Here is a 26,486-nt window from a genome sequence, read left to right as displayed (position 1 = left end):
CCTGGACCGGGGCCGGTTCGGGCCGGATCACCTGCCGGCCGCTCCGCGGCGCAGAACCAGGTGACTCCACGACACCCCGGGGCGGCCGTGCGGGTCCGGCCGCTCGCTGCGGTGGACCCGGCGCAGACCGTGGTCGCGGCCGAGCCGGACCGTCTCGTCCGCCGAGACGTCGAACATGCGCCGGCCCGCCGGGACCGGGCCGTGCCGCAGCGACAGCACGACCTGCCCCTCGGCGGCGAGCAGGTCGGCGAGCGCTCCCATCGCCGCCGTCCGCTGGCCCGCGTCGAGATGCATCCACACCGCGGTCAGCAGGATCAGCTCGAAGCGCCGCTCGGGTCCGTCGCCGCGCCCGCGCAGCACCGGGAGGCCGGGCAGCGCGTCGTCGACCCACTCGATGTCCTGGTCGGCATGGATCTTCCGGCCCAGGGCGCGCAGTTCCGCGGTCGGTTCGACGGCGACGACCCGGTGCCCCAGCGCGGCCAGCGCGGCGGCGTCGCGTCCGCTGCCCGCGCCGACGTCCAGGACCGTGGCCGGCCGGGTCGGCAGCAGGTGCAGCGTGTCGCGATGGACGTCGGCGAAGGACACGCTCTCGTACTGCCCGGCGAGCGTCTCGGCGGCTTCGGCGTAGCCCGCGGTGGTCGGCATCTGCCGCGCATCGATCATCGGCACAGCGTAGATCGCGCGGCGCGGGCCGGAAAAGGCGCTCGGCGCGGGTCGTTCCACGACGGGATCGGGGAGCCGTCAGCCGTTCGAGGCGTCGTCCGGGGCGGTCCAGACGTCCGGGCCGCCGCCGTGCCACACGAACAGCTCGGGGTCGTCGAGGCTGACCGCGTCCGGGTCGAGGCCCGCGCGGCGAAGGAACTCCAGCAGGTCACCGGGGCTGCGGGCGAGTCCGAGCGTCTCCCGGCCGACCCGTATCCGGCGGCCGGCGGGGGCCGGCGGTTCCACGATGACCTGAGTTCCGCGTTCCTCGTCCATGCCCCCAGCCTGCCCATACGGCGCCACGTGTGCATGTCGACCCGGTAACGACCCGGGGCCGACCGCGTGCCCGCCGGGCGGTCAGGGCAGCGGGCCGAAGGCGCGGCGGTACGCCTGGGGGCTGACGCCGGTCGTGCGCTTGAAGCGGTCGCGGAAGGCGGTGGGCGACCCGAACCCGACCTGGGCGCCGATGCGTTCGACGGAGTGCGCGGTGGTCTCCAGCAGGTGCTGGGCCTGCCGGACCCGGGCCCGGTGGAGCCACTGGAGCGGGGTGACGCCGGTCTGGTCGCGGAACCGCCGGATCAGGGTGCGGGTGCTCAGGCCGGCCCGCGCGGCGATGTCGGCGAGGGTCAGCTCGCGCCCCAGGTCCTCCTGGAGCCAGCCGAGCAGCGGTTCGAGCGCGGAGCCCTGCGGCGTGGGCGTGTGCGGGTGCACGATGAACTGCGCCTGACCGCCCTCGCGTTCGAGCGGCACCACGGACAGCCGCGCGGCGTCGGCGGCGACGGCGGAACCGTAGTCGGAGCGGATCATGTGCAGGCACAGGTCCAGGCCGGCGGCCGCGCCCGCCGAGGTGAGGATCTGCCCGTTGTCGACGTAGAGGACGTCGGGGTCCACCTCGATCTGCGGGTGGGTGGCGGCCAGCAGATCGGCGGCGACCCAGTGCGTGGTCGCGCGCAGGCCGTCCAGCAGGCCGGTCGCGGCGAGCGGGAAGGCGCCGGTGCAGAGGGAGGCGATCCGGGTGCCGTTCTTCGCGGCGGCGCGCAGGGCGTCGCGGACGGCGGGGCTGATCGGCGCCGCGGGGTCGGCGGTGCCGGGCACGATGATCGTGTCGGCGGCGGCCAGCGCGTCCAGGGCCCAGGGCGCGGTCAGGGTGAAGGTGCCGGCGTCGACCTGGGGCCGCTCGGCGCAGACGCGTACCTGGTAGGCCGTACGCCCGTCGGGCAGCCGGGTACGGGCGAACACCTCCAGCGGCGTGGACAGGTCGAAGGGGATCACCTGGTCCAGCGCGAGTACGGCGACGGTGTGCATGTCCAGAAGGTACCTCCCCGCCGGGCAGTCCGATCCGGGACCCCGCTCCCGGAGCGGAGCAGGAGTGCAGTTCAGCCGGTCTTCCCGCCTCTCGCACGGCCGTTGGCGATTTTCCGTTGAAAGGTGGCGTTCGTGCCACTGGGGTGGCGGCCGGGCGGCCCCTAGCGTCGGAGGCGAACCGGCGCCGGCCGGCCACTTGATCCCGAAGCACCTGCTCCTGAAGGAAGTTCCATGCACGTCCAGATCGACCTGCCGCCCCCCGCGGGCTCCCTCGCCCTGACCGACGGCTCAGCCGCCGGATGCCCTCGCGCGGCCACGGCCACGACCACGGCCACGGCCACGACCACGGCCACGGCCACGACCACGACCACGGCCACGGCCGCCGGGAGCATGGGACGCCGGCCGTGACGAAGGTCTTCCTCTCCCTGCACGTCCTGGCGGCGCTGCTGTGCATCGGGCCGGTCACCGTCGCCGCGAGCATGTTCCCCCGCGCGCTGCGGGCCGCCCACGGCGAACCGCGCGACGACCAGGCCGTGACGACCCTGCGGATGCTGCACCGCATCTGCCGCGTGTACGCCGCGATCGGCGTCGCCGTCCCCGTCCTCGGCTTCGCCACCGCCGGCAGCCTGGGCGTCCTGGGGACAGGTTGGCTGATCGCGTCGATCCTGCTGACGGCGGCGGCCGCCGCGGTCCTGGCGCTGCTGATCCTGCCCGCCCAGGACCGCGCGCTCGATGCCGCCGAGGACGCCGAACCGGGCCCGGTCACCCGGGTCGCCGGCCGGCTCGCCTCGCTCACCGGCGTGTTCAACCTGCTGTGGGCCACGGTCACCGTGCTGATGATCGTCCGCCCCGGTTCCACGACGGGGGCATGAGGATGCGTCCACGGTCCCTGCGCATCGCCGCGCACGTCGAACTGGTCTCGCTGGCGGTCCTGTTGGCGAACCTCGCCACCGCCCACCTCCAGCCGGTCTCCTCGCTGGTCGGTCCCACCCACGGCTGCGCGTACCTGTTCGTGGTGGTCACGACCTGGCGCCTGCGGGCGGCCGGCAGCACGACCAGGGCCGTCGCGTTCGTGCCCGGCGTCGGCGGCCTGCTCGCACTGCGGCGGCTCGCGCACGCCGCGGGGTGACGCGGCGTCAGCCGGGTTCGAGGGCCTTGGCGTAGACCGAGGAACTGCGGCGCACGCTCATGCCGAGGTGCTCGTAGAGGGTCAGCGCGCCGGTCGCGGAGTGGGTCCACAGGGTGCAGCCGCGCCGGCCGCGCCGGTGGAAGGCGCGGAAGGTCTCCCGCAGCAGCACCCCGGCGATGCCGCGGCCGCGGTGGTCGGCGCGCACCGCGAGCCGGTCGACGTAGCCCTCGGCCGAGCCCGGCACGTCGAGGGCCACCAGCGCGCCGACCATCTCGCCGCCGGCGAACGCCACGGGCGACATCGCGGGTGCGAACGCGGCCTGCTCGACGGTGAGTCGGGCCCACTCGTCGTACGGCAGCCGGCGCTTCTGCCACTGGCCGAAGGCGTCCTCGACGAGCCGGTGCGCCGCGTGCTCGTCACCCGGGCGGAACGGCCGTACGGTCACGCCCGCGGGCGGTTCGGGCACCTCGGGCTCGTCGGGCACCGCGATGCCCAGCAGCCACTGCGTCACGAACGGCGCGTACCCGCGCGAGAGCAGCAGCGCGACGGCCGCCGCGTCGCAGTCCTCGGCCGGCTGCGCGAGCCGCACCCCGCCCATCAGCCGGGCCCGCGCCTCGGCCCAGTCGAGCAGCAGACCGCCCAACCCCCGCCCGCGGTGGGCGGGATGGACGTCCACCTCGCTGCGGCGGCCGCCGTGCACCCACACCCGGCCGACGAGTTCCGGCTCGGCGCCGGGGCGCGGACCCGGTCCCGGCGCGTGCACGAGCAGCGTGTCGAGCGCCGGGTCCAGGTCGGGCAGCGTCAGGCGCGCGGTGACGGCGTCGGCGCCGGTCTCCACGCTGCCGAGCAGGTCGTGCTCGCAGGCGGCGACGAGCCGGTGGATCGCGCCGGCGTCGGCGAGCGTGGCCGGCCGGGCGCGGTACGGCGCGGGAAGCGGCGGAGCCGGCGGGGACGGTGGGGACAGCGGGGACGGGGCCGGATGGGCGTCGGGGGTCTCAGGCATGGGCGCTTCCGCCTCCGTCGTGCGGGGCCGGGGGATCGGCCGGGGGCTGATCGGCCGGCGGATGACCGGTTGGGGCGGCCGAGGTGCCCGCGAGCGCGTAGCGGACGAAGAGCACCGCTTCGACGTCGCCGTGCGGCGCGCTGTAGAGGTGCGCGCGGTCGGCCCGCCAGTGCGCGTACCCGCCGGGGCCGGCGGTGACGGGTGCGGCGGGCTCGCCGACGACGGCGGTGCCGCTGAGCACGTAGAGATGCTCCCGGGTGCCCGGCAGATGGGGGTCCGACCGTTGGACCGCGCCGGCGCGTATGTGGATACGGAACACGTCGGTGATGGCGACCGGGCTCTCGTGCCGCTCGGTGAGCAGCGCGGTGACGGCCTCGCCGCTGGCGTGGGCGCGGGCCCCGCCGGGGGTCAGCAGGGAGCTGAGCGGATCGGCGAGCACCGAACTGAGCGGTGTGCCGAGCGCGGTGGTCAGCGCGTACAGCGTCTCCAGGGTGGGGTTGCGCCGGCCGCCCTCCAGCTCGGACAGCGTCGCCTTGCCGACGCCCGAGCGCCGGGCGAGTTCGGACAGCGACAGCCGCCGCTCCTCGCGCAGGGCCCGCAAACGCCGCCCCACCTGCTCGTTCAGCTCCATCGACCTTCCCGGGGACGCCGGTCCGCGGCCGCAGACGATTGACGGGCGCGCTCCGCTAACTCTAGCGTTCCACATACGGAACGTTCCATACATGGAACGAGTCCCCGCCTCGCCTCGCCCCGCGCCCGAGCCCCCGTGCGTTCCGTCCGACCTCCCCGGGAAGCAACCGATGACCACCTCAACGCCCCGCCGTACCGCCGCGGCCCACATACGCGCGGCCGCGCCCCCGTCCGCGGTCACGGCCGGCCTGGTCACGGTGCTGGTCGGCACCACCAGCTCGGCCGCGATCGTGCTCGCCGCGGCCCGGGCAGCGGGCGCCGACTCGGCCGAACTCGCCTCCTGGATGCTCGCGTTGGGGGTCGGCCTCGGCGCCACCTGCATCGGCCTCTCGCTGCGCTACCGGGCGCCGGTGGTCACCGCCTGGTCGACGCCGGGCGCGGCGCTGCTGGCCACCGGGCTCGCCGGCGCCTCGATGGGCCAGGCGGTCGGCGCGTTCCTGCTCTCGTCCGTGCTCATCCTGGTCAGCGGGGTGACCGGCTGGTTTGCCCGGGCGATGGCGTCGATCCCGGTGTCGCTCGCGTCGGCGCTGCTGGCCGGGGTGCTGCTGGAGTTCGGCACCGGGCTCTTCCGCACCATGCACGGCCACTTCGGCATCACCTTCCCGATGTTCGCGGCCTACCTGCTCGTCCGGCGCATACGTCCGCGGTACGCCGTGCTGGCCGCCCTCCTCGTCGGCATCGCGGCGACCACCGCGGCCGGTGACTGGGGCGGCGCGGCCGGCCACATCCGGCTCACCCCCGCGGTGCCCGTCTTCACCGCCCCCCAGTTCGACTGGCACACCCTGATCGGCGCGGGCCTGCCGCTGTACGTGGTGACCATGGCCTCGCAGAACCTGCCCGGCGTCGCGGTCCTGCGGGGCGACGGATATGACGTCCCGGTCTCCCCGCTGATCGGCTGGACCGGCGCGGCGGGCGCGGTCCTCGCTCCCTTCGGTGCCTTCGCGATCAACCTGGCGGCGATCTCCGCGGCGATCTGCACCGGCCCCGACGCCCACCCCGACCGGGACCGGCGCTTCCTCGCCGCGGTCTGGGCGGGCGTGTTCTACCTGTGCGTCGCGCTGTTCGGCGGGACCATCGGGACGCTGCTGACCGCGATGCCGCAGGCGCTGGTGCTCGGCACCGCGGGGGTGGGGCTGCTCGGCACCATCGGGAGTTCCCTGCACGGTGCGCTGACCGCCGAGGGTGATCGTGAAGCCGCGGTCGTCACTTTCCTCGCGACCGCTTCCGGGGTCACCCTGCTCGGTATCGGCTCCGCCTTCTGGGGGTTGCTCGCCGGGGTCTTCACGATGCTCGTCGCCCGGGTGACCGGACCCTCCCGGGTGCCCCGTCCCGCCGGTTGAGGGACCACCTCCCGGTGGTGGCTGGATGGGGGGTACCTCCCAGGCGAAGCACCGGGGGAGCGCGGGACCAGCAGGTCACCGGGCTGACGCCGGGTTCGGCCCTCGGCCGCAGCGGCGCGTAGCCGAAAACCGTAAGATGGCGGTGCGGCACCCCGTGGGGGCCGCGCGGCGGTGGGGCCCGCCGTACCCGAACCGCGGTGAGGATGCCGCCAACGGTCCCTGCTTGCGACGCGCACACCCGCATCGCGCCGAGAGGCGCGGGCATGTGCGCCGTACCGATGCGAGTAGGAGACTCACGTGGCAGACCCGCGCCCGCCCCTCTTCGAGGAGCCGGTCGACCCCGACATCGACCTGCATGTCCCGGACCAGCGCACCGAACTGAGCAGGCATCCGGCGGTGGTCATCGCCGTGATCGCGGTCGGCGGTGCGATCGGCGCGTGCGCCCGCTACGGCGCCGCGCGGCTGTGGCCGACCGCGACCGACGCCTTCCCGTGGACGACGCTCGGCGTCAACGTCGTGGGCTGCGCGGTCATCGGCGTGTTCATGGTGCTGATCACCGACGTGTGGACCGCGCACCACCTGGTCCGGCCGTTCTTCGGCACCGGAGTGCTGGGCGGCTTCACCACCTTCTCCACCTACGCGACCGACGTACGCGGCCTGGTCGACCACGGCCATCCGCGCCCCGCGCTGGGCTACTTGGCGCTGACCGTGGCGGCCGCGCTGGTCGCGGTGTGGGCGGGCGCGCAGGCGACCCGGCGGGTCGTGGCGGCGGCGACGGGCCGGGAGGTCCGGTGAACTGGCTGCTCGTCGTCCTCGGCGCCATGGTGGGCGCCCCGTTGCGCTACCTCACCGACCGCGCCGTGCAGGCCAAGCACGACACCGCCTTCCCGTGGGGCACCTTCGCGGTGAACGTCAGCGGCTGCGCGGTGCTCGGCCTGGTCGGCGGGGCCGCGGCCGAGGGCGCCGCCTCCCCGCATCTGCAACTCCTGCTCGGCACCGGGTTCTGCGGCGCCCTCACCACCTACTCGACCTTCTCCTACGAGACGTTGCGGCTGGTGGAGAACCGGGCCCGTTTCTACGCGGCCGCGAACGTCGTCGGCAGCCTCACCGCGGGACTGGGCGCCGCGTTCACCGGCACCGCGCTCGCCCAGGCGTTCTGGGGCTGACCCCGCCGGCGGGTCCACGGCCGCGGCGGGGTCAGCGCGCCGACACCGGGACGTGCGGGGTGGCGGCGTAGGCCGCGGTGGGGTTCATCGCGATGCCGTGCACGGAGACCGTGGCGGCGGTGGCGACCTTCACGCAGGCCGGGCCGGAGGACCGTTTCGCCCGGGCCGGCCGGCCGGCGGCAGGCGTGGCGGAGCCGTCGGGTCCGTCGAAGGACTCGTCGACGCGGGCGGACCCCTGGGCCCTGGCCTTGCGCGGCGGCGTGTCGTCGGCGATCGCGGCGAAGACGCCCCGGGCGGCGGCCGCCGGGACCACGTGGGCGCCGTCGTCCGGGTCGGGAACCGTCGGCATCGTGGCGTAGTCGACCCGGGCGGAGGGGACCTTGCGCACGTCGTCCGCGAGCCCGATCAGCTTGGGGACGGCGGCCAGACCCGGGTCGACGGTGAGGGACTTGGTGGCCGTGTCGGCCAGCGACAGCATCCCGGCCGGGTCGGTGAGCGAGCCGCTGCGCCGCAGCCGCGTGCCCAGCGCGCTCAGGAAGAGGTGCTGCGCGGACGTACGCCCCAGGTCGCTGCCGTCGCCGAACGCGTGCCGGGTGCGCAGGAACTCCAGCGCGGCCTGGCCGCGCAAATCGTGCCGGCCGCGGGCCAGCTTCAGATGCGAGTAGGGGTCGTACATGTCGCGGTCCACGCAGACCGGCACCCCGCCGACCGCGTCGGACATCCGCACCACGCCCGCGAAGTCGGCCATCACGAAGTGGTCGATGGGGATGCCGGTCAGGGCGTGCACGGCCGCGACGGTGCAGCCGGGACCGTACTGGAGCGAGGAGTTGACCGGGCCGCGGTGCGCGGCGGCGGTCCCGCCCTTCGGGGCACGGCAGGCCGGCAGGTCGGTGACGGTGTCGCGGGGGATGCTCAGCACCGTGGCGTGGGAGCGGTCGGCGGACAGGTGCAGCACCATCGCCACGTCCGCGTTGCGGCCCGGGCCGCAGTCGCCGCCGAGCTTGCAGTCCGCCGGGTCCGCGCGGGTGTCGGAGCCGATCACCAGGACGTTCACCGGCGTACGGCCGAAGGCGTCCGGGCGCTCGTGGCCCGCGTTCCCGCCGATGCCGCCGAACAGCGGCATGTCGCGGATGTTGCCGTTCAGCCGCAGGTAGACCAGCGTGCCCGCGCCCGCCGCCACCAGCACCGCCAGCGACAGGCCGAAGGTCAGTCCGCGCAGCAGCCAGTAGCGGCGCCGGACCGCGGCCGGGAGGGGCGGGCGCGCCGGCCACACGGTCTCGCCGCGCGCCGGCCGCCGCCACGGACCGCCGGACGTCCCGCGCTGCTGCTGCCCCTCGGCCATGGTTGTGCACGTCCTCGCGTCCGTCGCCCGCGCACCGGTCGGCCCGCCGCCACCAGCGCAGTTGCAGTATCACCCACGGTGCACGGGAAACCGCGCTCCGTACCGGCGGGGGTGTCGCGCCCGCCCGACGCGCCCTTCGCCCGCCCGCCCGGGCCGATTACGGTGGACGGCACGGGACGAGACGGCGAGACGGTACGGAGGCGGCCATGCGCGACACGGACCCGGGCCCGGACGCGGCCCTGAGCGCCGTCCCGCCGGCGCGTTCCGCCGGGGACGCGGGCGTTGACCCGGCCCCGGACCCGGCCACCGCGCCCGACAGCCCCGCGCCCGCAACTGCGCTCCCCGCGCCCGGACCCACGCTCCCCGACGCCGCCACCGCGGTCCCCGACCCTGATCCCGACCAGGACCCCGGACTGTTCGGCCCCGACTCCGTGACCTGGCAGTTGCACGGCGACCCGATCATGTGGATCGCCGGCATCCGCGCGCTGTACCTCCAGGCGCTGCACCCGCGCGCGGTGCGCGGTGTCGCGCAGAACTCCGACTTCCGGCGCGACGCGTGGGGCCGCCTGCTGCGCACCGCGTCCTTCGTCGGCCGGATCACCTACGGGACCACGCCCGCCGCGGAGCAGGCCGGGGCCCGCATCCGCGGCATCCACCGCAGGCTGACGGCGATCGACCCCGGCACGGGCGAGCGGTTCGGCGTCGACGACCCCGAACTGCTGCTGTGGGTGCACTGCGCCGAGATCGACTCGTATCTGAACGTCGCGCGCCGCTCCGGGTTCCCGCTCACCGACGCCCACGCGGACGCCTACGTCGACGAGCAGCGCGAGGCCGCCCGGCTGGTGGGCCTCGATCCGGCCGGCGTGCCCGCCGACACCGCGCAACTCGCCCGCTACTTCACCGAGATCCGCCCCGAACTGGCCGTCACCCCCGAGGCGTTCGACGTGGTCCGGTTCCTGAAGGCGCCGCCGGTGCACGCCGTCCTGCGGCCGGCGCGGTTCGCGGTGTGGCCGGCCGTCTCGGGCACCGCCTTCGCCGCCCTGCCGCCGTACGCCCACGCGTTGTACGGGCGGACCGCGCCGTCGCGGGCCGCCGCGGACCGCAGGCTGCGGGTCGCCGGGCGGGCGCTGCGGGCGATCCCGGCCACCGTGCGCTGGCAGTTGCCGCCCGGTCACATCCTCAAGGCGGTCGCCCGGCTGGGCCCCGGCACCCGCCCCTCGGCTCGGCGCCTTCCCCCGAATGAGCCCGAAGTGCCCTGATGCGCTGTCCCCCTATGTCGCCCCGCCCGGCCATACTGGGTGCGGGGAAGCACCGACACGAGCACCGATGAGCACGGGGGCACGGCGCTGATGGAGGCTGGACACCACGACGGACCGTACGGACCCGGCGGCGCGGCACCGACCGCCGGCGCGGGCGCGGGCGGCGCCACCACCGCCGACCCGGGAAGCAGCGCGGGCACCCGCGCCGACAGCATGCTGATCCAGGGCCGCTACCGGCTGCACGAACTGATCGGCCGGGGCGGCATGGGCGAGGTGTGGCGCGCGCTGGACGAGTCGCTGGGCCGCCGGGTGGCGGTCAAGTGCCTCAAACCGATGGGGCATTCCGGCGACGCGGGGTTCACCCGGGTGCTCCAGGAGCGGTTCCGGCGCGAGGCGCGGGTGGCGGCGGCGCTCCAGCACCGCGGCATCACCGTCGTGCACGACTTCGGCGAGCACGACGGCGTGCTGTTCCTGGTGATGGAGCTGCTCGACGGCCGCAACCTGCTCCAGGTCCTCGACGACGCCCGCCGGCACCCGCTGCCGGTCCCCGACATCACCGACATCGCCGAACAGGTCGCCGCGGCCCTCGCCTACACGCACGCCCAGGGCGTCGTGCACCGGGACCTGAAACCGGCCAACATCATGCGGCTCACCGACGGCGCCGTGAAGATCTGCGACTTCGGCATCGCCCGGCTCGGCCACGACATCGGCTTCACCTCCCGCCTCACCGGCACCGGTGTCGCCATGGGCACCCCGCACTACATGTCCCCCGAGCAGATCGGCAACTCCGCCGTCGACCAGCGCAGCGACCTGTACTCGCTCGGCTGCGTGCTGTACGAACTCGCCACCGGGCACCCGCCGTTCGACCTCGGCGACGCCTGGTCGATCCTGGTCGGGCACCGGGACAACATTCCCGATCCGCCGCGCGCCGAGCGCCCCGAGCTGCCGGTGGAGCTGGAACTCCTCATCCTCGACCTGCTCGCCAAGGACCCCGAGGACCGCCCGCAGGACGCCGCCGACGTCGGCGGGCGGCTCAAGGCGATGCGCGCGGGGGACAAGGTGGCGACCGCGACCGGCGCCGTGCCGGACTGGGCGCGGACACTGAGCACCGGGCCGCAGGCCCGTTCCACCCGGCCCCGTACGCCCGCCGTGCCCGCCCGCCACGAACTGACCGGTGCCTGGTCCACCCGCACCGTCACCGCGTCCGCCGACCCGGCCGCGCTCGCCGAACTCGCCGCCCGCCAGGCCGAGGCCGACGACCTCGGCCGGATCGGCAACTGGCGGGAGTCGTACGAACTGCACACCGCCGTCGCCACCGCCCGCGACCGCGCCCAGGGCACCGAGCACCCCGACACCCTGGCCAGCCGGCACGAAGCGGCCTACTGCCTGACCCGACTCGGCCGGGCCGAGGAGGCGTTGCGGCTGTACGCCTATGTCGCGGAGGTGCGGCGCCGGGTGCTCGGGCCCGACGACGCCGACACGCTCGCCGCGCGGCACGAAGCGGCGTACGCGCTCGGCGCGCTCGGCCGGCACCTGGAGGCCCACCAGGAGTTCTCCGCGGTGCTCGACGCCCGCGAGCGCACCGTCGGCCCCGACCACCCCGACACGCTGCGATGCAAGCACAACCTCGCCTACAACCTGGCCGAGTTGGGTCGTACGCAGGAGGCGTACACCACTGCCGTCCAGGTCGCCGACGCCCGGTCGCGGGTGCTGGGCGCCGAGCACCCCGAGACGCTCGGCACCCGCTTCGAGGTCGGGTTCACGCTCGGCCGGGCGGGCCGCTGGGCGGATGCGCTGGAGGTCTACCGGGAGGTCGGCGAGGTCCGCGCCCGCGTGCTGGGCACCGAGCACTCCGCCACGCTCGCCGTCCGCTACGAGACCGGCATCTGCCTGACCCGGCTCGGCCGCACCTCCGACGCCCTCGTGCTCTACGAGGACCTGGTCGCCGCCCTCACCCGCACCGCCGGCTCCAGCGACGAGGAGACGTTGCGGGCCCGTCAGGCGCTCGGCGTCAGCCTCGGCCGGCTCGGCCAGTGGGACCGCGCGCTGGCCGAGGCCCGCGACGTGGCCGCCGTCCGGGAGCGGGTGCTGGGCGCCGACCACGCCGACACCCTCGTCAGCAAGCGGGAGATCGCGGTGTGCCTGGGCTGGCTCGGGCGCTGGGGTGACGCCCTGGGCGTCTACCATGACGTCGCCGACGCGCGCGAGGCGCTGCTGGGGCCCGACCACCCCGACACCCTCACCAGCCGCAACGACGAGGCCCGTTGCCTGGAGCACCTCGGCCGCAGCGACGAGGCCCAGGCGCTGTACCGGCGCGTCGCCACCCACCGGGAGGACGGCCCGGAACGCCTCTAGGCCCAATACTGGTGACTTTGGTGGTGTCTGGTCGTTGGTCGGTGTGTGCCAAGGCCTGGACAGGTGAAGTCGTCGGGGGTTGAGCGGTTCTCGGATCGGATCGCGTTGGGGGTGCTCACGCGGGCTTTCCCGCCCGAGTTGATCGACGAGGTCGTCGCCGAGTGTGGTCGGGTCGAGCAGCGGAACCGGCTGTTGCCGGCTCGGGTGGTGATGTATTTCGTCCTGGCGATGTGCCTGTTCTTCGGGCAGGGCTACGAGGAGGTGGCCCGGTTGTTGGTGCAGGGGCTGGAGCGTGAGGGCCGTTGGGTGAAGGCCTGGCGGGTGCCGACCACCGGGGCGATCGGCCGTGCGCGTCTGCGGCTGGGGCCGGAGCCGTTGCGGGTCTTGTTCGACCGGGTCTGCCGACCGGTGGCGGTCCCGCGGACCCCGGGTGCCTGGTATGGCCGGTGGCGGCTGGTCGCGGTGGACGGCACCGTCTTCGACGTGCCGGACACGGCCGCGAACGCGGAGTTCTTCGGGCGTCCGGGCAGCAGCCGCGGGCAGGGCAGGAGCGCGTATCCACAGGTGAGAGTAGCGGCCTTGGCCGAGTGCGGCACCCATGCCGTGTTCGCGGCCGAGGCCGGCCCGTTGTCGGTGCATGAGACCGCCCTGGCCCGGCGGATCTTCCCTGCTTTGACCGGGGACATGCTCGTACTGGCCGACCGGGGTTTTTGCGGCTTGGACCTGTGGCGGGCGGCCAAGGCCGGAGGCGCTGACCTGCTGTGGCGGGTGCGGAGCGTCATCGTGCTGCCGGTCCTGGCCGCGTTGGAGGACGGCTCTTATCTCTCGCAGATCGTCGCCACCCGAGACAAACACCGCCGAGCCGACCCCGAACAGGTTCGAGTGATCGAGTACACGCTCGGTCCGGGCGGGGCTGACGGGGACGTCTACCGGCTGATCACCACCATCCTCGACCCCGCCGACGCCCCGGCGGGCGAACTCGCCGCCCTCTACGCCCAGCGCTGGGAGATCGAGAACACACTCGATGAGATCAAGAACCATCAGGGCAGCCCCGGGATCGTATTGCGCTCCCAGCACCCCCGCGGGGTCGAACAGGAGATCTTCGCGTTCCTGCTGGTCCACCACGCCCTACGGGACCTCATGCATCAAGCCGCCATACACGCCGGACACGACCCCGACCGGATCTCCTTCACCCGCACCCTGCGCATCGTCCGCCGCCACGTCACCGGGCAGGCGGCACTTTCCCCCCTCCCGCCTGACCCACACACTCAGACAGAGTCTGCGTGAAATCACCGAACGGCCCCTACCCGCACGGCGGCCACGCTCCAACCCCCGCGTCATCAAACGCAAGATGTCGAACTGGGCACTGAAACGAGCCGAGCACAACCACCCGCCCCGCCCCAACACCCCCACCGTCCAACTGGTCGGCCCGACCAAAGCCAACCCAACCCGCCGGAAAATAACCTAAATCACCGGTATTGCCTCTAGGCCGTGTTTTGGAAGTCCCGCCTGGCCCGTGGCGCCTGGCACGCACGCTCGCTGCGTTGTCGGGCTTGTCCGAGTAGGCCCACTACGAGGACAACCCTCCGCCTTGCGATCGCACGCACCAGACGCCACGGGCCCCGCCCTTTGGGCGGACGGCGCTACTTCCAAAACACGGCCTAGGGCCCTGACCCGCTGGACTCCACCCGCCCGGCGGGCTGTCTTCGCCCGGGCGCTTCGATCGCCCGGCGGGCTCCCCTCCCCGGTCAGGCGGCGATCGGTGCCAGGACCTCGGCGGTGGCGGCGTGCACGCCGGGGGCCGCGGCCAGGAAGTCGCGGCTGGTCAGGCTCCAGGGCACGCCGTCGATGTCGGTGACGGTGCCGCCCGCCTCGGCGACCAGCAGCGCACCGGCCACCAGGCCGGAGCGGACGTCGGAGAACTGCCAGAAGGCGTCCATCCGCCCGGCCGCGACATGGATGAGCTGCAAGGTGGCCGGCACCGAGACCCGCACCACGAGCCCCGCGACCAGCATCGCGGTGACCGACGCGCCGATCCTGCGGAAGGTGTGCTCGTCCTCGCCCGGCTTCGCCTGGCCGGTGCCGGTCAGGGCGGCGGCGAGGTCGTTCTTGGCGGACACCCGCAGCGGCCTGCCGTCGAGCCGGGCGCCGAGGCCGGCGACGGCCGTGTACGTCTCCCCGGTCAGCGGCAGGTGGACGGCGGTCAGGACCGGCCGGTTGTCGCGCACCAGCGTGGCGGTGACCGCCCAGTCCGGCATGCCGTGCACGTGGTTGATGTTCCCCTCGGCCGGGTCGACCACCCACCACTCGCCCGGCGGCAGCGCCCCACCGGCCAACTCGTCCTCGGCCCACCGCGATCCGGGCCGGGCCGCGAGCAGCGGGGGCATGAGCACGTCCAGGACGGCGGCGTCGTTGGCGTGGATCTCGCCGACGATCTCATCGAGGCCGCTGCCGCGGGCGTCCGCGGTGAAGCGCTCGCGCAAGGTGGCCCCCGCGGCCCTGACGGCGGCGGTCACGGTGTCCAGAAGCGCGTGGTCGAGGTCGGAGGACGGGGCAACGGACATGGGGTTCTCCCTGGGTTGGCATCCGGTCGGAGCGGGGGATCGGTTCCCTCGCCGCCTGCTCTTCGACGGTAGGCAGCACGGCTCTTGACGGCAAATGCATCTTTGGCAGTGGTGGAGTTACCTGCGTGCACTACGTGTTCCGTGCATGGAGATGGCCGTGGAACGCATGGAGAGGGCCGCGGCATCGGGCCGTCGCGCGGATGCGGGCTTGAGTCTCCCGCCGGGGGAGACCCGAGGATGGGGGCATGAACGGCCCCACGCTCTACTCGATCGGCGAGTTGGCCCGGCGCACCGGGACCACGGTGAAGACCGTCCGGTACTACTCCGACCGCGGCCTGCTGCCGCCCGCGGACCGCAGCCCGGCCGGCTACCGCCGCTACGCCCACGACGCCGTCGCCCGCCTGGACCTGGTACGCACCCTGCGTGAGCTGGGGCTGGACCTCGCGGCGGTCCGGAAGGTGGTGGACCGGGAACTCGCGCTGCCGGAGATCGCCGCGGTGCACGCCGACGCCCTGGACGTCCAGATCCGGGTGCTGCGGCTGCGGCGCGCGGTGCTGGCCGCCGTGGCGGAGCGCGGCGCGACCCCTGAGGAGACCCGTCTGATGTACCGGCTGGCCATGCTCTCCGAGACCGAACGCTGGCGGCTGGTCGGCGACTTCCTCGGTGCCGCCTTCGCCGACCTGGCAGGCGACCCGGTGTTCGCCGGCGTCATGCGCTCGATGACCCCCGAACTGCCCGACCACCCCGACGCGGAACAGGTCCGGGCGTGGGTGGAACTGGCCGAGCTCGCGCAGGACCCCGGCTTCCGGGCTCATCTGCGGCAGCTGGTCGAGGAGGAGGCGGCCGGGCACCTTCCGGGCGAACCGCCCATGCTGCACGGCAGTTTGGCCGCGATCGTCCGTGACCAGGTCGCTCCGGCCGTGGCGGCGGGCACCGATCCGGCTGCTCCGCAGGCCGATCCGATCGTCGCGGTCCTCCTGACCCGCTGCGCCCATCTCCTCGACCGGGGCGACGGGAACGGCAACGAGGGTGGCGACGGCGACAGCGGCGACGGTGCCGGGCCTGATCCGCGGCGGCAACTGGCGGCCCGGCTGGAGCGCATGAACGACCCGCGCCGGGAGCGGTACTTCGCGCTGCTCGCGGTGATCAACGGCTGGCCCGCGCCGGAGAGCCTGCGACCGGTGCTCGACTGGGCAGCCCGCGCCCTGTACGCCCGGGCACCGCGATGACGTGGTGGCCGCGGCGCGGTCCCGGAACGGCGGATGCCGCGTCACGTCGTGGCGCCCTCGGATACGATCCCGCGATGAACGCGACCGTCGTGCTCACGGCCCCCGCCACGCCGACCGCGCCGGCGCTCGTGCTGCGCCCCTGGTGCGAGGGGGACGCCGCCGCGCTGGTCGAGGCGTACCGGGACCCGGGGATGCGGCGGTGGACGAGCCGCTGTCCGGACAGCGAGGACGACGCGGTGCGGTGGGTGCGGGCCGAGGAACAGGGCTGGGCGCAGGGCGACCGGTTCGGCTTCGCCGTCCTCGAAACGGCGCCGGACGGTGCGCCGCCGGGGCTGGTGGGCAACGTGGTGCTCAAGGACGTCGCGTCCGGTGCGCCCCGCGCCGAGGTCGGCTACTGGACGGTGGCCAGGGCGCGCGGCCGTGGCGTCGCCCCGCGCGCCCTGGAAACGCTCACCGCGTGGTCCTTCGACGTCTTCGGGGCCGCCGGTCTGGAACGCCTCGAACTCCTCCACCAGCTCGACAACGCGGCCTCCTGCCGTGTCGCGGAGAAGGGCGGTTACCGCTTCGACCGGCTCCTGCCGGCGGCTCCGCCGGCCTACCCGCTCGACGGCCATCTGCACGTACGGCACGCGGCCGCCTGACCCGGCCCCGGCTCCGTACGCGGGCCGCGCGCCTCACGCCAGGGGTCAGCCTTACGGTGTCAGCGCGGGGCCGGAGCCGGGTCGCCGGCCGGGGCGTCCGCGGTGATGACCGCGAGCGCGTCGACGAGTCGGGCGCGCAGCCAGGCGTGGGCCGGATCGGTGTCGTGGCGGTGGTGCCAGGCGACGACGACCGGGACGGTCGGCAGGTCGAAGGGGAGGGTGCGGGCGCACAGCCCCAGGCCGGTGAGGACGGGGCGGCACACCTTCTCGGCGACCACGGTCACGGCCCCGATCCGGGCGGCGAGGTCGAGGGCGGCACTCGCGGTGGGCAGCGCGGCACACACGTGCCGGCGCAAGCCGAGTCCGGCGAGCGCGTCGTCGACGGGACCGGACAGGTGGCCCCGGCGCGAGACGGTGACGTGCACGGCCTCCGCGAAGCGCGCCGGGGTGATCTCGCCCTCGGCCAGCGGGTGGTCGGGCCGCATGACGGCGACCATCCGGTCCGACCCGACCTCCTCCGCGGCGATCTCCGGCCGGTCGGGCGCGGCGGCCCCGACCTCGACGTCGGTGTGTCCGCGGCTCAGGTCGGCGACGTCGGCGGAGGGTTCGGCGAGGAACCTGATCGAGACCAGCGGTGCCTGCCGGGCGACGGCCGTGATCAGGAGCGGGGCCAACGCGGTCACCAGGGCGTCGTGGCAGCGCAGGGTGAAGGTGCGGTCGAGGCGGGCCGGGTCGAGCGTGGTGACCGGGGTCAGGACCGCGCCGGCGCGCCGCACCAACTCCCGTGTCTCCTGGCGCAGTTCCAGGGCGCGCGGGGTCGGGGTCATGGTGCGCCCGGTGCGGACCAGGATGTCGTCCCCGGTCGCCTTGCGGATACGGGCGAGGGTACGGCTCATCGCCGGCGGGCTCAGATGGAGGCGCTCGGCGGCCGCGGCGACGCTGTTCTCTTCGAGCAGGGCGTCGAGCGCGACGAGCAGATTCAGGTCCACATGCACCAGGGTAACTTCTGGGCTTACAAGAGTGCACTGGCAATCATCTGTCCGGGCGCCTAGCGTCGAAGGCGCAAGCCGAAGCGGTCGAAGTCGAAGTTCGAAGCCGAAGTTCGAAGTCGAGGCCGAGGCCGAAGTCGGGGCCGATGTCGTAGGGGCGCGGGCCGGAGAGCCCGGTCCACCGGCACGGCCACCGGGGCACCCGGGTCGGCTCCCCGCCCCGCCCCACCGCAGCCGCCATCCCCACCACTCACCAGGAACCCGCCGTGCAACTGACCATCCTCGCCGCCTCCGGCGCCACGGGCCTCGCGCTGACCCGCCAGGCGCTCGACCGCGGGCACACCGTCACCGCCGTCGCCCGTACCCCCGCGCGGATCACCGTCCCCGACGACCCGCGCCTGACCCGCGTCGCCGCCGACGTACGCGACCCCGCCTCCATCGCCGAAGCGCTGCGCGGGAGCCAGGTGGTGCTGTCCGGTCTCGGCGTGGCCAAGGGCGACCGGCCCGGCGCCCTGACGTCCGGCGCCCGCGCGGTGGTCGCCGCCGGACCCGAGCGGATCGTGTGGCTGGGCGCCTACGGCACCGGTCCCTCCGCCCGGTCCGCCGGTCCCGTCACCCGCACGCTCCTCAAAGCGCTCGGCGCCCAACTGGCCGACAAGGTCGCCGCGGACGCCACCGTCCTCCAGGCCGGCGGCACGGTCTTCCACGCGGGGCCGCTCTCCAACGGCCCGCTCGGCCCGCGCCGGCGCACCACCGGCCTCGACGGCGCTCCCAGACGCCTTCTCCCCGCCCGGGTGAGCCGGGAGACGGTGGCCGCGGCCATGCTCGACGAGGCGGAGGACCCGCGCCACGCGGGCCGGATCGCCCTGCCGTTGAGCCGGTGAGAGCCACCGGACCACCGGACCGCCGGACCGCCGAACCGCCGTGCCGCAGAGGGGCGCTGACCGCCCCCGCCTCCCGTCCGGCGAGCGCGCGTCGACGGTCACGCCACCGGCGAACACGGCGGCCCGGGGCGTTCGGCGCGGCTAGCGTGGCGACATGAGCGACGTGGTGACGTACGAGGTCAACGGGGTGCGGCTGGTCGGCGACGCGGAGGGGCCGGCCGACGGGGCGGCGGTGCTGCTCCTGCACGGGCTGGGCGAGAACCGCGGCTCGTGGCGGGCCGTGTCGGCGGCGCTGGCGGCGGACGGCCTGCGGACCCTGGCCGTCGACATGCGCGGGCACGGCGAGAGCGACCACCCGGGGGAGTACGCCTACGAGGCCATGCGCGACGACGTCCTCGGCCTGATCGACGCGCTCGGGCAGGAGCAGGTGGTGATCGTCGCCCACTCGATGGGGACCGTGCCCGCCTCGCTGGTGGCGATGGACCGCCCGGCGGCCGTGGCGCGGCTGGTGCTGGAGGAGGGCCCGCTGCCCTTCCCCGCCGAGCCCCGCCGCCCGGTCCCCGAATGCCCCGACGGCCCCACGCCGTACGACTGGCGGGTGGTGCGGGACGTCGCGGTGCAGCGCAACGCGCCGGCCGCCCGGCACTGGGACGGCCTCGCCGAGATCACCGCGCCCACCCTGGTGATCGCCGGCGGCCCGGGCAGCCACCTGCCGCAGGACCAGCTCGCGCGGACCGCCGCGCGCATCCCGGACTCCCGCCTGGTGACGATCGACGCGGGGCACATGGTGCACGACGAGCGCCCGGCGGAGTTCATCGAGACGGTGCGCGCGTTCCTCGGACCCGCCCACGGACCGCGGCGGACCGGGCCGGAAACCGCCTGATGCGAGCGCCGGTTCAACCGCTGACGTGCACCGCGATCGTCCGGGCGCAGGCCAGCGGGTCGGTGTGGCTGGAGTCGACCTCCAGGTCGTAGCTGACACCGGTGTGGACCAGCGACGCCTGCCGCGCCGCCATGCCCGGGACCCGGTCGCCGCGCGCGGCCTCCCGGGAGGCGGCCACCGCCGGGTCGCAGCGCACCCCCACCCACAGCACACCGAGCCCGGCCATCGCGTCGCGCCAGCGGGCCTGGGAGGCGGCGCCGCCGAGGAAGACCTCGTCGATGACGAGGTGCGCGCCCGCGCGGGCGGTCGCGGCCATGCCCAGCGCCCACGCGTCGTCGAGCCGGCGGAACTCCGCGCCCGGCACCACCTCCCCGTCGGGCCCGAACGCGATGCCGTCACCGCCGTCCGGCCCCGGACCGGACTCCGCGTCCTCCTCGCGCATGCGGGCCGGGAGCGCCTCGACCAGGGTGTCGGTGCCGAACGTCAGCCACGGCGGGCCGGGCAGCACGTCCTGCAGAGCGCGCGCGATACTGCTCTTCCCCGAACTGGAGCCGCCGTTCAGAATGATCACCTGGGTGGGCATGCCGCCACCGTAGGCAGGACGAACGGGGAGGTCCAGTGGATTCCGGCAGCGCGGACGGTGCGGAGGTCGCGGACGGCACGACGGGCGACGAGCGGGGCGAGCGGCGGAGCGACGGGCCGGACGCGCTGCGGGTGATGACCTGGAACCTGTGGTGGCGCTTCGGCGGCTGGCAGGAGCGGCGCGAGGCGATCCTGCGCACCCTCGAAGCCGAACGGCCCGACGTCCTGGGCCTTCAGGAGGTGTGGGCGAGCGGCGGTCCCGACGGGGCGGGCGGGGAGAACCTGGCGGAGTGGCTCGCCGAGCGCCTCGGCATGCACTGGGCCTGGTCGCGCGCGGCGGCGCAGGACCGCTGGCACGCCCGCAACGGCGGCGACACCAGCGTCGACGTCGGCGTGGCCGTACTGAGCCGGCACCCGATCCTGGCGACGGCCGAGCGCCGTCTGCCCACGCTGCCCGGCCACCGCGACGACGGCAAGACCGCGCTGCACGCCCTCCTCGACGTGCCCGGCGGGCCGCTGCCCTTCTTCACCACCCACCTCAACTCCGGTGTCGCCGAGTCCGCGGTGCGCTGCGCGCAGGTCCGCGAGCTGGCCGCGTTCGTCGCCGAGCACGCCCGCGGGCCCTACCCGCCGGTCGTCACCGGCGACTTCAACGCCGAGCCCGACTTCGACGAGGTGCGGCTGATCTGCGGCTACAAGACCGCCCCCGCCGTCCCCGGGCTGGTGCTCCTCGACGCCTGGCGGTTCGCCGATCCCGCGCTGCCGCAGGGCACCTGGGACATCAGCACCGAGTACGCGGTGAACTTCGGGGACCGCCCGAGCTGTATCGACTACATCCTCGTCGGCCTGCCGGGCCCGGACAGCCGCGGCTGGGTCCGTACCGCCCGCCGCGCCGGCGACCGGCAGGTGGCCGGGGTGTGGCCCTCCGACCACGCCGCCGTGATCGCGGAACTCGCCCTGCCAGACCCGTCGTTGAAGCTGAGCGGCGCCTGATCCCGGGCGTCCGGGTCAGCGCCACTCGACGGCGAACGCGCGGGCCGGGTTCGCCACGAAGATCGCCTCGGCGGCGTCCTCGCCCAGAGCGGCGGCGACCCGGGGCCGCAGCACCCGCAGCAGGTAGGGGATGCCGGGGGAGCCGCCGGTCGAAGCGCGGGCGGAGGCGAGGACGTTGTCGCCGCCGAGCAGGATCTGGTCGGTGTGACCTGCCGCGGCGAGTTCGGTGAGGCAGTCCAACAGCCGCCAGTCGGTGGCGTGGTGGGCGCGGGAGGGCCCGTCGAAGGCGAGGAACGCGCCGGAGGAGGCCAGTTCGCGGTGGATGCCGGAGTCGGGGAACCGGTTGAGGTGGCCGAGCAGGATGCTGGTCACCGGGACGCCCAACTCGCCGTGCAGCAGCGCGAGTACATCGACAGCGGCGGTGCCCATCTCGTGGTGGACACCGATCGGCGCGCCCGTGGCGTGGTGTGCCCGCGCCGCCGCCGTCATCACCTCGCGGGTGTGCCCGTCCAGGCCGTGGAACATCCCGGCCACCTTGATCATGCCCGCCTTCGCGCCGCCACGCGGCCCGTCCGGATCGTCGCCGGCGAGCATGCCCTCGGCCAACTCGGCGGTGAAGAAGGCCGCGAGGCCGTCCGACCGCAGCCGGTCCAGCAGCGCGGGAGCGTAGTGCGTGGCCTGGTGCAGGCCGGTCGCCGCCACCACATGCACCCCGGCCGCCCTCGACAGCGCGGGCAGTCCGGCGGCATTCCGGCCCAGCCCGAACGGCGTCCACTGCGCCACCGCCGCGCCGCCCACCGCCCGGAACGCCGCCAACTCCGCCTCCGCCGCGGCCGGATCGTCCAGTTCCTGCCCGGCGAACGCGGGCGCGGCGAAGAACAGGTGGTCGTGCGCGTCGGTCACCCCGAGCCGCTCGGGCGCGATGTCGCCGAGCACCGTCCGTACGGTCTTCACGCGGCACCGCCGTCCGCGCCGCTGCCGACGCCGACGCCCGTGCCGGGGTCGTTCGCCGCGTTGCCGTCCGGGGCCACCCCGAGGTCGGCGAAGGCCGCCGCGGCGACCCGCAGCCCCGCCAGCGCCTTGGGCACGCCGACGTACGGCGCGAGGTGCACCATCACCTCGACGATCTCCGCGGGGGCGATGCCGGTCCGCAGCGAGTTGCGGACGTGGTCGTCGAGTTGGGGCTCCACGCCGCCGAGCGCGGTGAGCGCGGCGAGGTTCGCGACGAGGCGGTCCCGCAGGGCGAGGCCGTCGCGCTGGTAGGTGCCGCCGAACAGCGCGGTGACGATCCAGTCGGCGAACCCCGGCGCCAGGGCGTCCAGCGGGGACAAGGTGCCCTCGACGGTGCCCGGTCCGGCGAGTTCGCCGAGCAGCCGGTAGCCCGCCTCGCGGTCGATCTTCGCCTGCTTCACCACTGCCTCCCGGTGTCGATGGCGTCCAGTTCGGGCCGTGACAGGTGCAGCACCTGGAAGCGCTCGGCCCCGGGCTCCTCGGGCGCGACGTCCCGCCACAGCGTGAAACGCAGCAACTCCCAGTGGCGCGGGTCGACCAGCAGCGCGGCGGAGTGCGCGCCGGGCCGTGCCGCCACCTCCCGCAGCTCCGCCAACTCGCGTGCGACGGCCTCCGCGAGCGGTTCGCCGGCGGCCAGTTGCCGGGCCGCTCGGGTGGCGGCGGCCGGCGGCTGCGCCACCTCCGGACCGCGTTCGAAGCCGAGCCCGGTCCAGTGCTCGACCGTCGGGCGGCCGAAGTCGTCCACCAGGGAACGGAATCCGGGTCCCCACAGGAAGCTGTTCATGCCCTGAGCGGTGTTCCACAGGTAGAAGGGCGCGTACTCGTTCACCGGCGAGCCGTCGGTGCCGCGCTCCCGGATCAGGTACGCCTTCTGCCCCAACCCCGGGAAGGTGTCGAGCAGATGGCCACGAGTCGCGACCCGCTGTCTGATGATGCCCATGTCGTAGTCGGCGGGCAGGGCGATGCGGTAGTTCATGCCGTGCACGGGTGGGTGCTCCCTCGTCAGGTACGAGCCGTTGCGCGGGTGCGCGGGCGGTGCGTACGCGTCCTCGTGTCGTGCCGCCCGCACGTCTCGTACGGGCCAAGTGCCTTGGCGGGCACAGCGATTGGGGCCCTCGGCCGGTGTACGGCGCGGGAGGTCGTACGGTCGCGGGCCGGTGCCGCGTTGATCAGGGGGCCGGGTGGAGCGGCCGGGTCAGGCGGCCGGGTCGGTCGCGGCGGCCCGGAGCAGGCCGAGCGCACCGCGCACCGCCTGGTCGAACGGTTCGCGGTCGCCGGCCGCGCGGGCGAGCACGTAACCGCCCTGGACGACCGCGGCCAGTGCCGCCGCCGTGTCGCCCGCGTTGATCTCCGGGCGCAGCTCCCCGGCCGCGATGCCGTCGGCGACGATCCCGGCGAGCCGCCCGCGCAGCCACGCGAACGTGTCGCGGACCGGCTCCCTCAGCTCGTCGCTGGCGATCACCTCCGGGTCCATCGCCATCCGGCCGACCCGGCAGCCGCGCAGCGGCTCCCGCTCGCGCATCAGATACGCGCCGACCCGCGCCACCGCGGTGTCGCCCTCGGCGAGCTGCGCGTCGGCCTGCGCCCGCAACTGCGCCGCGCTGCGCCGCATCGCCGCGGCGGCGAGGTCGGGCTTGCCCTTGAAGTGGTGGTACATGCTGCCCTGCCCGGCACCGGCCCGCTCCTGGATGGCCTTCGGGCTGGTGCCGACGTAGCCGCGCTCCCAGAGCAGTTCCTGCGCGCTTGCGACGAGGCGTTCCGCGGTGTCCATGAGCTCATCGTACATACTAGTAGGTACAGAACCAAGCCCGAAGAACGGCGGCGGGTCGACCCCGCCGCCGACCGGACCCGCAAGCGGACCCGGAGATGGGCCCGGAAACGGGCCGGAACGTGGTCGGGTGCGTCAGGCGAAGTACACGTCGGACCCGGCGACCACCGTGCCGAAGCGGGGGAAGTTCAGCGCCACCGCCGCCTCGTGCTCGGCCGCCGTCAGCCCCGACATCGCGTCGTGCGCGAAGACCAGCCGGTAGCCGAGGTCGGCGGCGGCCCGCGCGGTGGACTCCACGCCCATGTTCGTGGCGATCCCGGCGAGCACCAGGGTGTCGATGCCGCGCTCCCGCAGGCGCGCGTCCAACTCGGTGCCCTGGAAAGCCCCGACCGTGCGCTTGACCAGCAGCGCGTCCGCGACCGCGGCGACCTGCGGTACCAGATCGCTGCCGGGTGGCTGCTCGGCCGCCCCCGACCGGCGCGCCCGCACCGCCACCACCGGCGCGCCCGCCGCGCGGAAGGCCGCCGCCAGCCGCACCGCCGCGGCGACCACCTCCGACCCCGGGTGCGGGGCCAGCGGCAGCGCGACGATCCGGTCCATCAGGTCGACGAGCACGAGGGCGGTACGGGCGGGGTCGAGACCCGGCGCGAGCGGGGACTCGCGGGTGTCGCCGGCCGCGCGGTAGTCGTGATCATGTGCGGTCATGATCGGACCCTACCGGCCGGGCCCGCTTCGCGCGTACGGATCGAACGGGGTGGTGTGGTAGGGCAGTTGGGGCGCGTGAGGATCGCATCCGGCACCGCGCGGACCCGGTGCCGGACCGGCCGCCATAGCGCATCCGGGCGCCCCCGCGTGCGGCTTCCGCCTTCTTCTGCCGGGTGGGTCCAACACCGATAGGCTGGAAGCGGACGACGATGTGGGAGGAGTCAGGACGTGGCTGAGAGCACCATCGGACAGCCGTTGGCCAACGGGAAGAAGCCTCAGGTGGATTTGACCGGGGCCGAGTGGCTGTCCAGCAGCCAGGGCACCGGGGACGTGCAGATCGCTTTCGTGGAGGGGTACATCGCGATGCGCGACGGCCGCAACCCCGAGGGGCCCGCGCTGATCTTCACCCCCGCGGAATGGCGTGCCTTCGTGCTGGGCGCCCGCGACGGCGAGTTCGATCTGACCTGACCCGTCGGGGCGGTGGGTTCCGCGGTCGCGGGACCCACCTGCCGACGACGCGCTGCCGCGCGGTTCCCGCCAAGGGCCGCGCGCCTACGGCCAGTTGCCCAGCGGCGGCAACGGACCGCCGCGCAGCGGCTCTTCGGGGTGCCGCCCGGCCAGCCACGCGGCGAGGTCGGTGAGGCGGCCCTCGACGGACAGCGGTGACCCGGAGCCGTGCGACCAGCGGAAGTCCGCGTCCGTGGCGGTGAGCGTCACCCGGTAGCCGTCCGGCACGCGGGGCGCGAGGAAGCCGATGAGGTGGGTGCACAGCGGCACCGACCACGCGTGGGTGCCGTAGCCGAGGTCCGCGTCGGCCGTGTGGATCTCCAACTCCCGCCACCAGGCGAGCCCGGCGTCGCGCAGGGTGCCGTCGCGGTAGCGGACCGGCCGCTCCCAGTCGTCCGGCCCGACCAGGGACCAGGACGCCTCTACCTCGTCCAGCGCGTCCGCGAGCGCGGGCGCGAGCTGCTGCACCGGGCGCCGGTGCCCGGCCTCGATGGCGGCGTCACGGGTGGGGCGGCCCCCGTCGTAGACGTCGATGAGCTTGCCGCGCAGTGCGTAACGGGCCTGCCGGGCAAGGGCGAGTCCGACCCCCTCGATGTGGGTGAGCACATGGCCGCGGCTCCAGCCGGGCAGCGGGCTCGGCCCGCGCAGTACCTCGTCGGTGAGGGCCGGCAGCAGGGCGCGCAGCCGGGACTGCCCCTCGGCGAGCGCCGCCTGGAGATCGGCGGGTGCGGTTCCGGTCACGGCCACAGCAGTCCACGCTCCCAACCGGCGTCCGTGCGGCGGTAGTCGACGCGGGTGTGCCGGCGTTCCCGGTCGCCCTGCCAGAACTCCACCTGCTCGGCGTGCAGCGTGTACAGCGTCCAGCCGGGCGCCACCAGCCCGGGCTCCGCCGCGATCCGCTCGGCGGCGGCGCGCACGTCGGCGTCGCGGGCGGCGAGGTCGGACAGCGGGGTGCTCTGCCGGCCGAGCAGCGCCTCGGCCCGGGCGCCGGGGGAGCGGGCGAGGAAGTCGGCGGCGGACTCCTCGGGGTTGCCGGGGCGTACGGTTCCGCGCACCCGCACCTGGCGGGCGAGCGGGGACCAGTAGAAGGTGAGCGCCGCGGCGGAGCGGCCGGACAGCTCGCGGCCCTTGCGGCTGCCGGCGTCGGCGGCGAACTGCCAGCCGTCGGCGGTGACGTTCTTGCAGATCAGCACCCGTGCCGACGGGGTGCCGTCGAGGCCGGTGGTGGACACGGTCATCGCGTGCGGTTCGCGCACCCCTTGCCGGATGGCCGTCAGCAGCCACTCGGTGAACAATTCGTGCGGGTCGGCGGGAAGTCGAGAGACGTCGAAGTCCGGCAACTCCCCCTCGAACACCTCGATCTCGCGCAGTACCTCGCGCAGGTCGGACACGAATACCCCCTCTGCGTTAATGGTGTACGGCGACGATACCATTAGGTC

The 26,486-nt window shown here is 74.7% G+C and carries 30 protein-coding genes; 14 read left to right on the top strand and 16 right to left on the bottom strand.

What is annotated here, in order from left to right:
• Positions 1 to 27 precede the first annotated feature (27 nt).
• The 3 genes from OG896_RS03740 to OG896_RS03730 all read right to left on the bottom strand — a co-directional run bounded on the left by OG896_RS03740 (position 28) and on the right by OG896_RS03730 (position 2,007).
• Entirely contained in the window at positions 28 to 663 is a 636-nt protein-coding gene (locus OG896_RS03740; protein WP_329362325.1) for a class I SAM-dependent methyltransferase, read from the bottom strand.
• Positions 664 to 741: 78 nt separating this feature from the next.
• A complete protein-coding gene (locus OG896_RS03735; protein WP_329362323.1) occupies positions 742 to 978 on the bottom strand; it encodes a hypothetical protein in 237 nt (78 codons plus the stop codon).
• An 81-nt stretch (positions 979 to 1,059) separates the two neighbouring features.
• Positions 1,060 to 2,007 carry a GlxA family transcriptional regulator gene (locus OG896_RS03730; protein WP_329362321.1) on the bottom strand — a complete coding sequence of 316 codons (948 nt, stop codon included), beginning with the start codon at positions 2,005 to 2,007 and terminating at the stop codon, positions 1,060 to 1,062.
• A 404-nt stretch (positions 2,008 to 2,411) separates the two neighbouring features.
• On the opposite strand from OG896_RS03730, the gene OG896_RS03725 reads away from it, so the two are divergent.
• Positions 2,412 to 2,879, top strand: a complete 468-nt coding sequence (locus OG896_RS03725; RefSeq protein ID WP_329373673.1) for a DUF2269 family protein — start codon at positions 2,412 to 2,414, stop codon at positions 2,877 to 2,879.
• On the top strand, positions 2,876 to 3,136 hold the full coding sequence (locus OG896_RS03720; protein ID WP_443056923.1) for a DUF3817 domain-containing protein: 261 nt from the start codon (positions 2,876 to 2,878) through the stop codon (positions 3,134 to 3,136). Before OG896_RS03725 ends, OG896_RS03720 begins: the two co-directional genes overlap by 4 nt.
• A 7-nt stretch (positions 3,137 to 3,143) precedes the next feature.
• Here OG896_RS03720 and OG896_RS03715 read toward each other — a convergent pair whose 3' ends face one another.
• Positions 3,144 to 4,139: a GNAT family N-acetyltransferase gene (locus OG896_RS03715; RefSeq protein ID WP_329362319.1), complete on the bottom strand. Its 996-nt coding sequence runs from the start codon at positions 4,137 to 4,139 to the stop codon at positions 3,144 to 3,146.
• Entirely contained in the window at positions 4,132 to 4,770 is a 639-nt protein-coding gene (locus tag OG896_RS03710; protein ID WP_329362317.1) for a helix-turn-helix domain-containing protein, read from the bottom strand. The genes OG896_RS03715 and OG896_RS03710 overlap by 8 nt, the downstream gene beginning before the upstream one ends.
• Positions 4,771 to 4,939: 169 nt before the next feature.
• On the opposite strand from OG896_RS03710, the gene OG896_RS03705 reads away from it, so the two are divergent.
• From OG896_RS03705 to crcB (OG896_RS03695), 3 genes are all read left to right on the top strand, one after another.
• Positions 4,940 to 6,169 (top strand): benzoate/H(+) symporter BenE family transporter, encoded by a 1,230-nt coding sequence (locus tag OG896_RS03705; RefSeq protein ID WP_329362316.1) that lies wholly within the window; start codon positions 4,940 to 4,942, stop codon positions 6,167 to 6,169.
• 297 nt (positions 6,170 to 6,466) lie between these two features.
• Positions 6,467 to 6,964, top strand: coding sequence for a fluoride efflux transporter CrcB (crcB, locus tag OG896_RS03700; protein ID WP_402448331.1), 498 nt, complete (start codon positions 6,467 to 6,469; stop codon positions 6,962 to 6,964).
• On the top strand, positions 6,961 to 7,335 hold the full coding sequence (gene crcB, locus OG896_RS03695) for a fluoride efflux transporter CrcB (protein WP_328472379.1): 375 nt from the start codon (positions 6,961 to 6,963) through the stop codon (positions 7,333 to 7,335). The genes crcB (OG896_RS03700) and crcB (OG896_RS03695) overlap by 4 nt, the downstream gene beginning before the upstream one ends.
• A gap of 31 nt (positions 7,336 to 7,366) precedes the next feature.
• Here the strand turns inward: crcB (OG896_RS03695) and OG896_RS03690 are convergent, their stop codons facing one another.
• Positions 7,367 to 8,677 carry an LCP family protein gene (locus OG896_RS03690; protein WP_329362314.1) on the bottom strand — a complete coding sequence of 437 codons (1,311 nt, stop codon included), beginning with the start codon at positions 8,675 to 8,677 and terminating at the stop codon, positions 7,367 to 7,369.
• Between the two features lie 206 nt (positions 8,678 to 8,883).
• On the opposite strand from OG896_RS03690, the gene OG896_RS03685 reads away from it, so the two are divergent.
• The 3 genes from OG896_RS03685 to OG896_RS03675 all read left to right on the top strand — a co-directional run bounded on the left by OG896_RS03685 (position 8,884) and on the right by OG896_RS03675 (position 13,578).
• Positions 8,884 to 9,936, top strand: a complete 1,053-nt coding sequence (locus OG896_RS03685) for an oxygenase MpaB family protein (RefSeq protein WP_329362312.1) — start codon at positions 8,884 to 8,886, stop codon at positions 9,934 to 9,936.
• Between the two features lie 213 nt (positions 9,937 to 10,149).
• A complete protein-coding gene (locus tag OG896_RS03680; protein WP_329373667.1) occupies positions 10,150 to 12,291 on the top strand; it encodes a serine/threonine-protein kinase in 2,142 nt (713 codons plus the stop codon).
• Between the two features lie 45 nt (positions 12,292 to 12,336).
• Positions 12,337 to 13,578 (top strand): IS4 family transposase, encoded by a 1,242-nt coding sequence (locus OG896_RS03675; RefSeq protein ID WP_329362138.1) that lies wholly within the window; start codon positions 12,337 to 12,339, stop codon positions 13,576 to 13,578.
• A 461-nt stretch (positions 13,579 to 14,039) separates the two neighbouring features.
• Here the strand turns inward: OG896_RS03675 and OG896_RS03670 are convergent, their stop codons facing one another.
• Positions 14,040 to 14,855, bottom strand: a complete 816-nt coding sequence (locus OG896_RS03670; protein ID WP_329362309.1) for an inositol monophosphatase family protein — start codon at positions 14,853 to 14,855, stop codon at positions 14,040 to 14,042.
• A gap of 245 nt (positions 14,856 to 15,100) precedes the next feature.
• Here OG896_RS03670 and OG896_RS03665 point away from each other — a divergent pair, with 245 nt between their 5' ends.
• Positions 15,101 to 16,084, top strand: coding sequence for a MerR family transcriptional regulator (locus tag OG896_RS03665; protein ID WP_329362307.1), 984 nt, complete (start codon positions 15,101 to 15,103; stop codon positions 16,082 to 16,084).
• 74 nt (positions 16,085 to 16,158) lie between these two features.
• Positions 16,159 to 16,725 (top strand): GNAT family N-acetyltransferase, encoded by a 567-nt coding sequence (locus OG896_RS03660; protein ID WP_329362305.1) that lies wholly within the window; start codon positions 16,159 to 16,161, stop codon positions 16,723 to 16,725.
• Between the two features lie 59 nt (positions 16,726 to 16,784).
• Here the strand turns inward: OG896_RS03660 and OG896_RS03655 are convergent, their stop codons facing one another.
• Positions 16,785 to 17,714 carry a LysR family transcriptional regulator gene (locus OG896_RS03655; RefSeq protein ID WP_329362303.1) on the bottom strand — a complete coding sequence of 310 codons (930 nt, stop codon included), beginning with the start codon at positions 17,712 to 17,714 and terminating at the stop codon, positions 16,785 to 16,787.
• A 266-nt stretch (positions 17,715 to 17,980) separates the two neighbouring features.
• Here OG896_RS03655 and OG896_RS03650 point away from each other — a divergent pair, with 266 nt between their 5' ends.
• Entirely contained in the window at positions 17,981 to 18,598 is a 618-nt protein-coding gene (locus OG896_RS03650; protein WP_329362302.1) for an NAD(P)-dependent oxidoreductase, read from the top strand.
• 154 nt (positions 18,599 to 18,752) lie between these two features.
• Positions 18,753 to 19,481, top strand: a complete 729-nt coding sequence (locus OG896_RS03645; RefSeq protein ID WP_329362300.1) for an alpha/beta fold hydrolase — start codon at positions 18,753 to 18,755, stop codon at positions 19,479 to 19,481.
• A gap of 13 nt (positions 19,482 to 19,494) precedes the next feature.
• Here the strand turns inward: OG896_RS03645 and cpt are convergent, their stop codons facing one another.
• On the bottom strand, positions 19,495 to 20,064 hold the full coding sequence (gene cpt / locus OG896_RS03640) for a chloramphenicol phosphotransferase CPT (protein WP_329362298.1): 570 nt from the start codon (positions 20,062 to 20,064) through the stop codon (positions 19,495 to 19,497).
• Between the two features lie 134 nt (positions 20,065 to 20,198).
• On the opposite strand from cpt, the gene OG896_RS03635 reads away from it, so the two are divergent.
• Positions 20,199 to 21,056, top strand: a complete 858-nt coding sequence (locus OG896_RS03635; RefSeq protein WP_329373665.1) for an endonuclease/exonuclease/phosphatase family protein — start codon at positions 20,199 to 20,201, stop codon at positions 21,054 to 21,056.
• Between the two features lie 15 nt (positions 21,057 to 21,071).
• On the opposite strand, the gene OG896_RS03630 is transcribed toward OG896_RS03635, so the two are convergent.
• The 5 genes from OG896_RS03630 to OG896_RS03610 all read right to left on the bottom strand — a co-directional run bounded on the left by OG896_RS03630 (position 21,072) and on the right by OG896_RS03610 (position 24,540).
• A complete protein-coding gene (locus OG896_RS03630) occupies positions 21,072 to 22,010 on the bottom strand; it encodes a phosphotriesterase family protein (RefSeq protein WP_329362297.1) in 939 nt (312 codons plus the stop codon).
• Complete coding sequence (locus tag OG896_RS03625; protein ID WP_329362295.1) at positions 22,007 to 22,468, bottom strand: carboxymuconolactone decarboxylase family protein; 462 nt, start codon at positions 22,466 to 22,468, stop codon at positions 22,007 to 22,009. Before OG896_RS03625 ends, OG896_RS03630 begins: the two co-directional genes overlap by 4 nt.
• On the bottom strand, positions 22,465 to 23,052 hold the full coding sequence (locus OG896_RS03620) for a DUF4865 family protein (protein WP_329373663.1): 588 nt from the start codon (positions 23,050 to 23,052) through the stop codon (positions 22,465 to 22,467). Before OG896_RS03620 ends, OG896_RS03625 begins: the two co-directional genes overlap by 4 nt.
• A 210-nt stretch (positions 23,053 to 23,262) precedes the next feature.
• Positions 23,263 to 23,838, bottom strand: coding sequence for a TetR/AcrR family transcriptional regulator (locus tag OG896_RS03615; protein ID WP_329362292.1), 576 nt, complete (start codon positions 23,836 to 23,838; stop codon positions 23,263 to 23,265).
• Positions 23,839 to 23,970: 132 nt separating this feature from the next.
• The gene (locus OG896_RS03610) at positions 23,971 to 24,540 is read right to left on the bottom strand and encodes an isochorismatase family protein (protein ID WP_328472410.1); all 570 of its coding nucleotides are present in this window, start codon (positions 24,538 to 24,540) and stop codon (positions 23,971 to 23,973) included.
• Between the two features lie 228 nt (positions 24,541 to 24,768).
• Between OG896_RS03610 and OG896_RS03605 the strand changes: the two genes are divergently transcribed.
• Positions 24,769 to 25,008 carry a DUF397 domain-containing protein gene (locus OG896_RS03605; RefSeq protein WP_103889877.1) on the top strand — a complete coding sequence of 80 codons (240 nt, stop codon included), beginning with the start codon at positions 24,769 to 24,771 and terminating at the stop codon, positions 25,006 to 25,008.
• An 84-nt stretch (positions 25,009 to 25,092) separates the two neighbouring features.
• On the opposite strand, the gene OG896_RS03600 is transcribed toward OG896_RS03605, so the two are convergent.
• A complete protein-coding gene (locus OG896_RS03600; protein WP_329362288.1) occupies positions 25,093 to 25,788 on the bottom strand; it encodes a maleylpyruvate isomerase family mycothiol-dependent enzyme in 696 nt (231 codons plus the stop codon).
• The gene (locus OG896_RS03595; RefSeq protein WP_329362286.1) at positions 25,785 to 26,438 is read right to left on the bottom strand and encodes a pyridoxine/pyridoxamine 5'-phosphate oxidase; all 654 of its coding nucleotides are present in this window, start codon (positions 26,436 to 26,438) and stop codon (positions 25,785 to 25,787) included. The genes OG896_RS03600 and OG896_RS03595 overlap by 4 nt, the downstream gene beginning before the upstream one ends.
• Positions 26,439 to 26,486: the final 48 nt, after the last annotated feature.

It is taken from the genome of Streptomyces sp. NBC_00669, assembly GCF_036226785.1.
Taxonomy (GTDB): domain Bacteria; phylum Actinomycetota; class Actinomycetes; order Streptomycetales; family Streptomycetaceae; genus Actinacidiphila.
This window is presented reverse-complemented; position numbering and strand designations above follow the sequence as displayed.